This window comes from Chryseobacterium sp. FW101-FHT12H09 (assembly GCF_058790395.1).
Genome location: NZ_JBYTCP010000004.1, coordinates 211447 through 223893, shown reverse-complemented (window position 1 = coordinate 223893; position 12447 = coordinate 211447). Strand labels below are relative to the sequence as shown.

At 33.9% G+C, this 12447-nt stretch carries 11 protein-coding genes and 1 pseudogene; 2 read left to right on the top strand and 10 right to left on the bottom strand.

What is annotated here, in order from left to right; genetic code table 11:
• Nucleotides 1-4: 4 nt before the first annotated feature.
• Nucleotides 5-721, top strand: coding sequence for a DUF2490 domain-containing protein (locus AC3WRL_RS16655; RefSeq protein ID WP_492330780.1), 717 nt, complete (start codon nt 5-7; stop codon nt 719-721).
• Here AC3WRL_RS16655 and AC3WRL_RS16650 read toward each other — a convergent pair.
• The 10 genes and pseudogenes from AC3WRL_RS16650 to AC3WRL_RS16605 all read right to left on the bottom strand — a co-directional run bounded on the left by AC3WRL_RS16650 (nt 718) and on the right by AC3WRL_RS16605 (nt 11292).
• A complete protein-coding gene (locus AC3WRL_RS16650) occupies nt 718-1164 on the bottom strand; it encodes a phosphohydrolase (protein WP_214825373.1) in 447 nt (148 codons plus the stop codon). The two genes, AC3WRL_RS16655 and AC3WRL_RS16650, sit on opposite strands and share 4 nt — an antisense overlap.
• Before the next feature lie 80 nt (nt 1165-1244).
• Nucleotides 1245-1580 carry a YegP family protein gene (locus AC3WRL_RS16645; protein ID WP_492330779.1) on the bottom strand — a complete coding sequence of 112 codons (336 nt, stop codon included), beginning with the start codon at nt 1578-1580 and terminating at the stop codon, nt 1245-1247.
• Between the two features lie 102 nt (nt 1581-1682).
• Nucleotides 1683-3464, bottom strand: coding sequence for an acyl-CoA dehydrogenase FadE (locus tag AC3WRL_RS16640; protein ID WP_214825369.1), 1782 nt, complete (start codon nt 3462-3464; stop codon nt 1683-1685).
• Between the two features lie 58 nt (nt 3465-3522).
• Nucleotides 3523-3792, bottom strand: a pseudogene (locus AC3WRL_RS16635) (four helix bundle protein).
• 129 nt (nt 3793-3921) lie between these two features.
• Nucleotides 3922-5103, bottom strand: a complete 1182-nt coding sequence (locus AC3WRL_RS16630) for an acetyl-CoA C-acyltransferase (RefSeq protein WP_214825364.1) — start codon at nt 5101-5103, stop codon at nt 3922-3924.
• Between the two features lie 120 nt (nt 5104-5223).
• Nucleotides 5224-7629: a 3-hydroxyacyl-CoA dehydrogenase/enoyl-CoA hydratase family protein gene (locus tag AC3WRL_RS16625; RefSeq protein ID WP_214825361.1), complete on the bottom strand. Its 2406-nt coding sequence runs from the start codon at nt 7627-7629 to the stop codon at nt 5224-5226.
• 62 nt (nt 7630-7691) lie between these two features.
• Complete coding sequence (locus AC3WRL_RS16620; protein WP_200249134.1) at nt 7692-8141, bottom strand: MarR family winged helix-turn-helix transcriptional regulator; 450 nt, start codon at nt 8139-8141, stop codon at nt 7692-7694.
• Nucleotides 8142-8307: 166 nt separating this feature from the next.
• Nucleotides 8308-9231 (bottom strand): ABC transporter ATP-binding protein, encoded by a 924-nt coding sequence (locus AC3WRL_RS16615; protein WP_492330778.1) that lies wholly within the window; start codon nt 9229-9231, stop codon nt 8308-8310.
• Between the two features lie 500 nt (nt 9232-9731).
• Entirely contained in the window at nt 9732-10703 is a 972-nt protein-coding gene (locus tag AC3WRL_RS16610) for a FecCD family ABC transporter permease (RefSeq protein ID WP_214825355.1), read from the bottom strand.
• Nucleotides 10704-10728: 25 nt separating this feature from the next.
• Complete coding sequence (locus AC3WRL_RS16605; protein ID WP_492330777.1) at nt 10729-11292, bottom strand: TlpA family protein disulfide reductase; 564 nt, start codon at nt 11290-11292, stop codon at nt 10729-10731.
• A gap of 29 nt (nt 11293-11321) precedes the next feature.
• Here AC3WRL_RS16605 and AC3WRL_RS16600 point away from each other — a divergent pair, with 29 nt between their 5' ends.
• Nucleotides 11322-12446 (top strand): flavin reductase family protein, encoded by a 1125-nt coding sequence (locus tag AC3WRL_RS16600; RefSeq protein WP_492330776.1) that lies wholly within the window; start codon nt 11322-11324, stop codon nt 12444-12446.
• Nucleotide 12447: the final 1 nt, after the last annotated feature.

Sequence of the window (12447 nt, the reverse complement as noted above, 5' to 3'; positions counted from 1 at the left end):
TTTCATGAAACTTTTTTTAGGTTTAAGCTTACTTTTTAGTATTACTTTTTTTAAAGCTCAAGAGCATGTTTCAAGCTTCAATGCAGTGACTCTTACCTATAAATTTCATCCCAAATTTTTCCTGTATGCTGAAGGGCAGCTCCGTGGTAATCAAGAATACTCGTATCCTGATTATTATGAAATAAAAGGTGGGGTAGGATATAATCTTACAAAAAATCATAAGCCATTTGTTGGTCTGGGGAGATATGTGAATTATAAAGATCATAGTCTGAGTAAAGAAGAATTCAGAATATGGCTTCAGGATGTCATTGATATCAAAAAAGGTATTGTAAAGTTTGAAAATCGTTTTCGTGTAGAAAAGAGCTGGTTTTATGAGCCTCAAACAGACAATAGTTCCCAAAGGATGCGTTACCGTTACCGTTTGAATGTAAGTGTCCCATTAAATGCCAAAACCATACAGAAAGGAACCGTTTTCGCCAATGCTTACGATGAAATATTTTTAGTGAGCCCCATAAAACCTACCTTCGCAAGAAATAGAGTATACGGTGGTTTCGGATACCAGGTCGATGAATACTTTGGGGTTCTCTGTGGTTATTTGTGGCAAAGGGAATTTGAAGCTTCAGGAAACAGGAATTTACACTTTATTTATCTAGCATTAAATATCAATATCGATGGTACAGATCATCATACCAAAACATTTGATTTCCCTGGAGCAGATTAATATTTCTCAATCAGATAATGATAGGCTTTAAGGTATTTATTGAATCTTTTGATATCCTTAGGAGTCAGTTCTCTGTTTACCCTGCGTAAATCCATATTATCGCGGAGATCATTTAATTTTACTGCTACTGCAAGAGGGGATCTTTCTGTTCTTTTTACAAAATCATCGTAATCCTCTTCGGGATCAAATTTTGTAAGACAGCTTACAGCAAACAGAACATACTCAGGAAAGCCTTCGTTACGTAGAAAATCAAGACTAAATTCTGAAGGATGATCTTCTACAACATCATGCAATGCCCCTACAATTTTTTCATCCAGAGTTTTACCATATTCCATAACACGCATTACGTGGGCAATGTATGGAGCGTGGTATTTATCAGTCTGACCTTTATGTGCTTTATCAGCTATCTTTATGGCTCTATGTAAAAGTTCTTCTTTAGTCATTTTTTCTTGAAAAGATTCGTACAAAAATAGAAAATGCCTTACATAAATAAGACATTTTCTAAAATTTATTTTAGATTATTTTATCCGGTAGTTTCTTCTTCTACGGACGCTATTGGAGCATTGACTTTTACAGATTCTATTCCCTTTTCCATACCGCTTTCCGACTCATACATTTGGCTTGTTCCAACGATCTGCCCATTTCCGGCTTTCAGGTTGAAATAAGATTTCCCATTGGAAGATGCTTTTCTTTCGAATTTGGAATCATCCTTGGAATTTACCCGGACAGATTCAATACCATTTTCACATCCTGATTTAGAACTGTACCCCTGGCTGGTTAAAATTACCTGCCCATTACTGGCTTTTAGATTAAACTGGTAGTCTCCGTTTGTTCTTTTTGAAATAATAAATTTTCCCATAATTTTTAATTTATGATTTCCTTAAAATTATAAAAAAAAATGCAAATAAAAAACGTCTCAAAAAAATGAGACGCTTTGAAAATCAAATTTATATGTAAAAGGCTAATAAGCTCCTTTTCCAATATAATGTGCTGCTACTTTTTCAGTTAAAGCAACGACATTCGGATGGTTCGTATATTTTGTAAATCTTCTTAATCCTGAAAGCATCATTCTCTGCTCATCGCCCTCAGCAAATGAAATAATTCCTTCTTTAGCAGCTACGATAATTTTTTCGACAGCTTTGTAAAGATTTAATTGAGCCATTGCAGCTTCTACAGAATCAGGAGAGAAGTGTTTCTCAGCTCTTAAAATAGCAGATTCTGCCATATAGATCTGGTTAAGGATCTCTGAAGCATTTAACAGTAAATGTTGTTGCTTTTCAATATCCATCATATACTTCTGAAGAGCAGCTCCTGAAACCATTAAAAACACTTTTTTAAGGTTAGCAATAATAGCTTTTTCTTCACTCATGAATGCAGAGTAATCAGGAACATCAAATGAAGGAATACCCATCAATTCTTTGCTGATAGCCATTGCTGGAGAAAGCAGATCCAGTTCTCCTTTCATTGCTTTTTTAATCAACATTCCAACAGCCAGAAGACGGTTGATTTCATTGGTTCCCTCATAGATTCTTGCAATTCTTGAATCTCTCCAGGCTGCTTCCATTGGCATATCTTCTGAGAATCCCATTCCTCCATATACCTGAATTCCTTCATCAGCAGTATGTTGTGTTAAATCTGAAACAAAAACTTTCAAAATAGAAGCTTCTACAGCAAATTCTTCAACTCCTTTTAATTCAGCTTGTTGGTGATTCATTCCGCCAGCAACCAATTCATTGATTTTATCTTCAACATCTTTTGCTGCTCTGTAAGATCCTGCTTCAGCAACAAAGATCCCAGTTGCCATTTCAGCTAATTTCTTTCTGATTGCTCCGAAAGTTGAAATAGAAACACCAAACTGTTTTCTTTCGTTAGAATATTGAAGAGAATGGTTTAAAATTCTTCTTTGTCCGTCAAGGTTTGCTGCAGCTAATTTAATTCTTCCAACATTTAAAGCATTTAAAGCGATCTTGAAACCGTTGTTTCTTTCACCTAAAAGATTTTCTACCGGAACTTTCATATCATTAAAGAAAACCTGTCTTGTAGAAGACGAACGGATTCCTAATTTGTGCTCTTCCTCACCGAAACTAAGACCTGTAGTTCCTTCTTTTTCTACGATGAAACCTGTAATGTTTTTATCATCATCAATTTTAGCGAAAACAATGAATATTTCTGCAAAACCTGCATTAGAGATCCACATTTTTTGTCCATTGATGATATAGTGTTTTCCATCTTCAGAAAGTTTTGCTCTTGTCTTCCCTGAATTTGCATCAGAACCAGCATCCGGTTCTGTCAAACAATATGCTCCAAATTTCGTTCCTGTAGCCAGATCCGGAAGATATTTTTTCTTTTGCTCTTCTGTTCCATATAACAGGATAGGAAGTGTTCCGATTCCCGTATGCGCGCCATAAGCTGTAGCCAAAGAACCATTAGCTCCAGAGCAGTAGTCACAAGCAAGCATGGTATTAACGAAGCCCATTCCAAGACCACCATATTCCTCAGGGACAGCAACTCCTAAAAGTCCCATTTCACCCAACTGACGCATCTTTTCTTCAGTTAAGGCATAATCTTTTTTCTCAAATCTTTCTTTTTGAGGAATTACTTCTCTGTCAATAAATTCTTTTGCAGAATCACGAAGCATTTTTTGCTCTTCTGAAAGTTCTTCCAAAGAGAAGATTTCATTAGCAGGAATTTCTTTAATTAAAAACTCACCACCTTTTAATGTTTTATTAAGTGTATCACTCATTATTGATTATTTTAAATTTTAGTTATTTAATTTTGAATTTTAGATTGTGGATTTTGAATTATGATTTCAGTCTTAACTTATCTTGAAGCGTTTTAACAATCGATGTTAAAATATTTACAATACTTTGAATCTCTAATTTATATCTTATCTCATCAAACTGAACTAATTTAGATTGTGATAGTAAATCAATCCAGTATTGAGACTCTCTAGCTTCTTTACTTGCTATTGACATTTTATGGAGGAAATCTTTTTCCGAAAATCCTGCTAAAGCTTCTTAAACATTAGCGTCAATAGAAGTTCCACTTCTTAATAATTGTTTTGAAAGAATAAATTCATTCTGAGATTTGCAGATTTTATATAATTCGATAATTGATAAAGCAAAATTGAATACATATCTTTAATTAGATTTTCCTTTTGCATTCAATCCAAAATTTAAAATTCATAATTCAAAATTGTTCTAAAGTAGTTCAAAAATAGAAGCTGCTCCTTGTCCTGTTCCTACACACATTGAAACCATTCCATATTTGTTTCCGCGCTTTCTCATTTCATCAAGTAGCTGAACGGTTAATTTTGTTCCTGTACATCCCAGTGGGTGACCAAGAGCAATTGCACCTCCGTTTACATTCAGAATATCAGGATTTAATCCTAATTCTTTTTTTATAGCAACAGATTGAGAAGCAAAAGCCTCATTTAATTCAATCAGTTCAATGTCTTTTAATTCTAAGCCTGCTTGTTTTAAGGCCTTTGGAATAGCATAGATTGGTCCCATACCCATAATTCTTGGTTCAAGACCAGCCGCAGCATAAGCTACTAATCTTGCTTCAGGTTGAAGACCAAGTTCTTTTACCATTTCTTCACTCATTACCATTACGAAAGCTGCTCCATCACTCATTTGAGAAGAGTTTCCGGCTGTTACGCTTCCTCCGTTTGCAAAAACAGGTCTAAGTTTAGCCAAACCTTCTAAAGAAGTATCTTTTCTTGGACCTTCATCTACTGAAAAGTCAAACTTTTTAGTCTGCATTTTCTGATTTTCGTCTAAGAAATTATATTCAACAGGAATTGAAACAATCTGGTTGGCGAATTTACCTTCAGCATTAGCTTTTAAAGCTTTCATATGGGATTCAAAAGCAAACTGATCCTGTTCTTCTCTTGTAATATTATATTGCTTAGCAACCTCTTCAGCGGTATAGCCCATTCCCCAATAATAATCAGGATTTGTCTTTGCTATATCTGTTTCAGGAACTGGCTTATAACCACCCATTGGGATATAAGACATTGATTCTGTACCCCCAGCAATGATACAATCTGCCATTCCAGCCTGAATTTTTGCTGAAGCAATAGCAATTGCTTCACTTCCCGATGCACAATATCTGTTGACAGTAACTCCGGGAACTTTATCGGTATTCAATCCCATTAATGAAATTAAACGGGCAACGTTCAGGCCTTGTTCAGCTTCAGGCATTGCGTTTCCTACGATAAGGTCATCAATTCTGTTTTTATCTAATTGTGGAAGCTCTGCCATTAATTTTTCAATGACTGTAGCCGCCATTACATCGGGTCTGGTAAATCTTAAACTTCCTTTTGGAGCCTTTCCAACGGCAGTTCTAAAACCCTTAACTATATATGCTGTCTTTGACATTTTTTTTAGTATTAATTGATTAATTATAAAAATTATACACTTAGTTTGTCATGCTGGAAGCATCTTAACGTAGTTTAGATTCCTACGGAATGACAAGGTGTGTGTTAATTTTTGAAAATCCTAATTTCTTAACGGTTTTCCATTTTGTAACATATACTGAATTCTTTCAAGCGTTTTTCTTTCACCACAAAGCTGAAGGAAAGTTTCTCTTTCAAGGTTCAGTAGGTATTGTTCAGTCACTACAGTTGGTTCAGAAAGATTTCCTCCCACCATTACATTGGCTAATTTATCTGCAATTTTCTTGTCGTGTTCAGAAATGAAGTTTCCTGTTAACATTTGATCTGTTCCTACATAGAACATTCCAAGCGCGTCTCTTCCCAGTACTTTTACTTTTTGTTCGATTGGCTGAGTGTACCCCTGTTCGGCTAATAATTTTGCAATCTTTTTAGCTTCAGCAATCTGTCTGTTTTTACTTACAGAAACGATATCTTTTCCTTTTTCAAGGATTCCCATATCATAAGCTTCATAAGCAGATGTTGCAACTTTACCCATGGCAATATTCATGAAAGCCTCACGAAGTCTGTTATTTTTAACATCATCACTATGGAATTCTCTAGAAGTTCTTAAAGTCAATTCTTTAGTACCACCACCACCAGGAATTACACCAACTCCGGTTTCTACTAAACCAATGTAGGTTTCAGCAGCAGCAACTACCCGGTCTGCATGCATAGTCATTTCACAACCACCTCCAAGAGTCATTCCGTGAGGAGCTACAACGACAGGAATTGAAGAATAACGAACCCGCATCATTGATTTCTGGAAGTAGGCAATGGCCATATTCAGATCATCCCAATCTTGCTCAATAGCCATCATTAGGATCATTGCTAAATTAGCTCCTACTGAAAAGTTAGTTCCTTGATTTCCGATTACTAAACCGTCGTATTCTTTTTCTGCTAAATCAATGGCTCTGTTTAGTCCATCAAGAACTTCGCCTCCAAGAGAATTCATTTTAGAACGGATCTCAAAGTTGATAATTCCGTCTCCTAAATCTTCTATAGCAGCACCTGAATTACTCCAAAGTGTTTTGTTCTTTCTGATATTGTCTAAAATAATAAAAGCATTCTGACCTGGGATATTGTTGTAATTTCCAGAGTTTTTATCGTAATAGATACTTTGTCCCTCATCATTTACTTTATAAAAAGTTTCTCCTTTTTCTGCCAGGGTTTTTGCCCAGTCTGACACATCATATCCTGCATCTTTAGCCAATTCAACTCCTTTCTGAATTCCTACTGCATCCCATATCTCAAATGGTCCATTTTCCCATCCGAAACCAGCCCGCATGGCATCATCAATTTTATAGATATCATCAGAGATTTCAGGAACTTTATGAGAGACATAGGCAAATAACGCTCCTAAAGATTTTCTGTATAGTTCTCCTGCCTTATCTTTTCCACCAATTAAAACTTTAAATCTGTCAATTGGTTTATCAATAGCTTTTGTTAGTTCCAGAGTAGGGAAAGAGGATTTTCCTTGAAGTTCATATTCTAAAGTATCAAGATTTAATCCATGAATTTCAGATTTTCCTTCTGCGTTCTTCACCTTCTTATAGAATCCCTGTTGAGTCTTGGATCCTAACCATTTGTTATCCATCATTTTCTGGATATAATCAGGTAAAGCAAATACATCATTAAAATTATTAGCTTCAGCACCACTTTGGCGAACGCCATTAGCCACCATAACCAATGTATCTAAACCAACAACGTCAGCCGTTCTGAAAGTCGCAGATTTAGGACGACCAATTACAGGGCCTGTTAATTTATCAACATCAGAAACGTTTAAGCCTAATTTTTGTACGTTATGAAGAAGATCCATCATAGAGAATACCCCAATTCTATTGGCAATGAATGCTGGAGTATCTTTTGCTAAAACAGTTGTTTTACCTAAAAATTTAGCTCCATAGGTCATATAGAAATCTATAATTTCAGGATCTGTATCATTTGTTGGAATAATCTCCAAAAGAGGAAGATACCTTACAGGATTAAAGAAGTGGGTTCCCGCAAAATACTTTTTAAAATCCTCGCTTCTTCCTTCTGTTAGAAAATGAATAGGAATTCCGGATGTATTAGAAGAAATTAATGTTCCCGGTTTTCTGAATTGTTCAATTTTTTCATAAACTGATTTTTTGATGTCTAGTTTTTCAACAACAACTTCAATAATCCAGTCTGTATTTTTTATTGTCTGTAAATCATCATCAAAGTTCCCCACTTTAATTCTATCTGCAAATTTTGGAGAATAGAGTAGTGCAGGGCTCGCCTTTTTAAGTTTTTCAAAGTTTTCTGCAGCAATTCTGTTTCTCACCGCTTTATCATCTTTGGTCAAACCTTTTTTTTGCTCCGCTTCAGTTAATTCAAAAGGAACAATATCCAACAGCAAAACTTCTACACCAATATTGGCAAAGTGAGCTGCAATACCGCTTCCCATGATTCCTGAACCAAGAACCGTTACGTGTTTGATTCTTCTTTTCATTTGTAAACTATTTATTGTTTATTTTTATTTTGTCACATGGAACCTTTCGGTTTCAGTTTAATTTATTTTCTATTATTTAGATCGTTTGCAATTTTCATGATTTCATGCATAACCTCTTTGAAGGTTTCCAATTTTTCGGGAGCAATCTTTTCCATAACTCTTTTATTAAAGCTTACGACAACTTCTTTAGAGAGATTTCTGGAGTTTAATCCTTTATCAGTAAGTTTTATAATAACTTCTCTCTTATCAGTGGTTGTCTTTTCCTTATAGATGTAACCATTGTCTTCCAATAGTTTTATAATCCTGGTTAAAGATGTTGGTTCAATGGCCATTTTAGGACCAAGATTAGTACTTCTTGTGCCTTCTTTAGGATCTATTTTAAGAAGTGTGAGAGCTTGAACTGCTGTAGAATCATGTTCCTGAGCCAGTTCTGTATACATTTTAGATACAGCCAGCCAAGTTTGTTTCAGGACCAGATCTACGTTTTCTATTTTTTCCTTGTTATTATCCATCATTTTTGTGGTAATAGGTTTTTATCAAATTTAGTAAATATTATGCATGCATAGTATTTATTAACGTTAAAATTTGTTAACAATCTGGTAGTAAGTCGATTAAATTGTATGAGTAGCATAATACTATGCATGCATAGTATGTGAAATATTTAATAAAAACTAAGTATTAATGAATGTTCTTAATGTAATCGATGATTTCCTCAAAGGATTCGCATTGCTGTTTTGTGTTATGATGAGAAATAACCCAAAAGCTATCCTGGAAGCCAAATTGGAAAGAAGAAAGGTCTTTTTGGAAGTTTTTTTGAAGTAATGAATACAGCATTTCCCTATGAATGGCGGGAGCAACAATTGCTGGTGCAATAAAACGTTCGTTTACCTGAAATAAAGAGACATTAATAAGCTCTTCATGCTGAAGAAGTATATCCTCAACAATTCCTGAGTATAGCACAGTATCCTTTACGTACCATATCTTATCTGCGAACTCTTTTGCCAGTCGCCAGTCGTGAGAGGAAAACAAAATCAGTTTATTTTGTTCTTTGGCCAATTTTCGAAGTGTTTTAAGAATAATTAATTTATTTTTTTCATCAAGATGATTAGTTGGTTCATCCAAAATGATAATAGGTGAATTTTGTGCTATAGCACGACCTATGAATGCTTTTTGAAGATTGCCATCTGAAAGGTTTTTAAGCAAAACATGTTTATATTGATCCAGATCCAGTTCATTAATGATATTTGAAACCTCTTGTTTATCCTCTTTTTTGAGTTCAAAATAATAGGGGTAATAAATATATTTACCTAATGAAATAAGATCTTCCACCGTATAATTTTGAGGGATAAGAGCCTTTGAAAACACAACCGCGATATTTTCTGCGATCTCTTTAACAGAAAGTGTTTTTATATTTCTATTGTTAATTAGGATGTCTCCTCCTAATAAGAGCGTCTGGTGAAGAATGGACTTAATTAAAGTAGTTTTTCCTACACCATTATTTCCAATTAACAAGCATACATCTCCCAGGTTCAAATTTGTATGAACATCTGAAATTAAAGACTTATCATAGCCGATAGTTGCTTGTTTTATTTGTAGGTGCATGTTGAATTTTAATAAGTTAGATAAATCATTATCAAAAATAAAATAAGTGGTATTGCACTAAAGATTAAATATAAAAATTTATTTTCTTTTCCCTGCCATAAACTGTAAATAGCTAAAGCAAGAGAACCACAGAAACATAATGGTAAAGTAATCAGAAAATGATAATTACGCCCTGCTGAATAGATCCAATGTAGATCTTTATTAAATCTAAACCTACTAGATAATTCCAAAAAAGCAATACCAAACACAAATAGAAAGATGTGAATAGTAATTAATTTTTTTTGTGATACTCTTATACTCATTGTTTATCTAGCTTATTCTAATAAGGGTACTTATTTTATTGGTACAAATCTATGAACTTGCGTTCTTCTATGTACTTCCTTTAGATTCTTTCAGAATGACAAATGTTAGGAGTTATTCCATAGGAATCTAAACCATTTTTTGAAATAATAAAATTCATATTCTAAGATCTAATCTTCATCTTTTTCTTTAATTGTACTCTAAACTTTACTTTGCTTCAAGAGCATCACCAAAATTACAGGTATTCCAAATATAGAGCTTATCACATTTAAAGGAATCTGACTTTTTTCTGCTATAATTGAAAATACCAGCATCATAAGCATTCCAAGCATCATATTTAATATCCATTGCTGCCATAGTTTTGCGGGGTTATAAATTAATCTGCAAAAATGGGGAACAATAATCCCAATAAATAAAATAGGTCCCAAAAAGGCTGTAATTGATGCCGATAGGAGGGAAGATGCTACAATTATCGATAATTTCAGATGATGCAGGTTCACACCCAAGCTTTGAGCATATGAACTTCCCAATGAGTTTCCTATAAGTGGTTTTATCGTTTTGAAGGACATAAACAAACCTAATAATACTAAAATCAATAATACTAAAATCTGATTTCTAGTTACCATATTATTAGCCCCGAAAGACCATAGAATATAGTTTTTTAAGTTCTGATTTTCTGCATATAATTGAAGTAATGAGACAATCGCTCCGGCTAAAGCAGAAACCAAAAAACCAAAAATGATCAGATATGATTTGTCCTGGAATTTATTGGAAATAGATAATAGAACCAACATTAATAATAAGCTGCCAACAATTGCTGATAAGCTTAGAAAACTATTTTGTAAAAATTCAGGGAGCAAAATATCGTGTGAAAAGAAAATATAAAACGAAACGGATAAACTTGCTACTGATGTGATTCCTAATATATCAGGACCTGCTAATGGATTTTGGAAATATTCCTGCATCAGAAAACCTGAAGTAGGAATTGATAAACCCGCTAAAAGCATTACCAATACTCGATTGATTCGAATATCTGCAATTTGACTATTGGGTGAATTGTAAAAAAAGTCCTGGAGTTCTAAGCTTAAAAATCCTGTATTCATATTGATAATCGCAGTAATAATAATAGCGACTACAAATAATGAACACAGGATTTTAAATTTTTTAGACATTGTTCAGAAATAATTCTGTAGGATTTTATTTTAAAAATGAACTGATTTTTGAATCTAAAAGTTCTTCACTCATCATTCCCAAAGACTCATCAGTTTTAGTCCCTTTTCTCATGTATGTAAAAGGAATAGATCCGCCATCCCATTGCTTGAAATTTTTAGGGAAGAAATTCTGATCCAGCTTTTTTCCATCCAATAAAACAATATTTTTTGCTAGATCGTTTTCCTCTGCGAATTTCTTAACGGAGGTATTCCATTCAGACTGATCATCCAGATTAACGAAAGTGAATTTAACAGGTTTTCCTTTTAATTCCTCCATCTTTTTCTTGAAATGAGGAATTTCTTTCATACACGGCCCACACCAGGTAGCAAAGAAGTTGGTGACATACAACGTATCATTATTTTTAGCAAGATAATCACCTATATTATTAGGTAAAATTTCTTTGGAAATATATGCTGTATTACCAGATCCATTATTGTCTACGACAGAAATCGAATCTTTAGGACTTGCTGTATCATCAATTTTTTGATTTTCTTTTTTACAGCTTACCAGTGTAATAATAACAAGCGTTGATAAAATTATCTTCTTCATAATTATTTTAGTATTTTTGAATTTGAAGTATGGAACAACAAATCTATAAAGGGAAACTTACGCAGTTTCATTGGTTAAAAATAGCGAAAAAGGAAGACCTGACCAAAAATACTTTTTCTCTGGAATTCGAAATTCCGGAGAATTTACAAGAGAATTTTCGATTTGAAGCAGGGCAGTTTGTTAGTATTAAATTTCAGTCTCACGGAGAAGATATCGTTAATGATTATTCAATGACTTCGGCTCCTTATGAGAAAAAGATAAGTTTAGGAATAAAGATAAATTCATCTGAAGGAGCAACTTCAGAACTCTTTAGAAATTACAATGTAGGCGATCAAGTACTAATCAGTGAGCCAAGTGGTAGATTTACTTTAGTATCAAAACCGAGTGAGTTCAGAACAATTATCGCCTTTGCTGCAGGAATTGGTATCACCCCTGTTTTAAGTCATTTTAAAAATATTCTCCATAATGAACCACGAACGAGATTGTTCTTATTCTTTGGAAACAAGAGTTCTGAGGAATTAGTTTACAGAGATCTTCTGGATAATCTTGCACGGAAACATAATAATAGATTACAAATTTTTTATTTTTTTTCTAAGGAAAAAACTCCGGATCAATTTTTCTATGGCAGGCTGGATGCTAAAAAATTAAATTTAATTATCAACCAGATTTTACATCTTGATGATACAGATGAAGAATCTACCATTTGGGATGCTGTAGATGAAGTTTTGATCTGTGGAAAAGGAGAGATGATCAAAACCCTTGCAAATGCTTGTTACCACCATGGTATTCCCAAAAAAAATATTCATTTTGAGCTTTTCGAAGAATTTAATGATGATATATATCCTATAGAAAAAGAATTTCCATTAATAGAAAATGTGGAAGTAGACTTTAAGATACTGGGGCAAAAATATTCGGCAGAGCTTCCCGATAATAGAGAGAAAATTCTACAGCAATTACTTATTCAAAAATTCCAAGTTCCGTATTCCTGTAAATCAGGAATCTGTGGGAGCTGCGAATGTTATCTGGAAGAAGGAGAAGTTGAATTACTAGAGAATGAATATTTGACCGAAAAAGAAGAATCGCAAGGAAAAATATTAGCTTGCATGTCTATTGCAAAAAGTAAGAAAATAAAGCTTAACTTTGATCTCATTTGAG

Coding starts and splice junctions, on each gene's coding strand:
- AC3WRL_RS16655 (WP_492330780.1), top strand. CDS start 5: ATGAAACTTTTTTTAGGTTTAAGCTTACTTTTTAGTATTACTTTTTTT.
- AC3WRL_RS16650 (WP_214825373.1), bottom strand. CDS start 1,164: ATGACTAAAGAAGAACTTTTACATAGAGCCATAAAGATAGCTGATAAA.
- AC3WRL_RS16645 (WP_492330779.1), bottom strand. CDS start 1,580: ATGGGAAAATTTATTATTTCAAAAAGAACAAACGGAGACTACCAGTTT.
- AC3WRL_RS16640 (WP_214825369.1), bottom strand. CDS start 3,464: ATGAGTGATACACTTAATAAAACATTAAAAGGTGGTGAGTTTTTAATT.
- AC3WRL_RS16630 (WP_214825364.1), bottom strand. CDS start 5,103: ATGTCAAAGACAGCATATATAGTTAAGGGTTTTAGAACTGCCGTTGGA.
- AC3WRL_RS16625 (WP_214825361.1), bottom strand. CDS start 7,629: ATGAAAAGAAGAATCAAACACGTAACGGTTCTTGGTTCAGGAATCATG.
- AC3WRL_RS16620 (WP_200249134.1), bottom strand. CDS start 8,141: ATGGATAATAACAAGGAAAAAATAGAAAACGTAGATCTGGTCCTGAAA.
- AC3WRL_RS16615 (WP_492330778.1), bottom strand. CDS start 9,231: ATGCACCTACAAATAAAACAAGCAACTATCGGCTATGATAAGTCTTTA.
- AC3WRL_RS16610 (WP_214825355.1), bottom strand. CDS start 10,703: ATGTCTAAAAAATTTAAAATCCTGTGTTCATTATTTGTAGTCGCTATT.
- AC3WRL_RS16605 (WP_492330777.1), bottom strand. CDS start 11,292: ATGAAGAAGATAATTTTATCAACGCTTGTTATTATTACACTGGTAAGC.
- AC3WRL_RS16600 (WP_492330776.1), top strand. CDS start 11,322: ATGGAACAACAAATCTATAAAGGGAAACTTACGCAGTTTCATTGGTTA.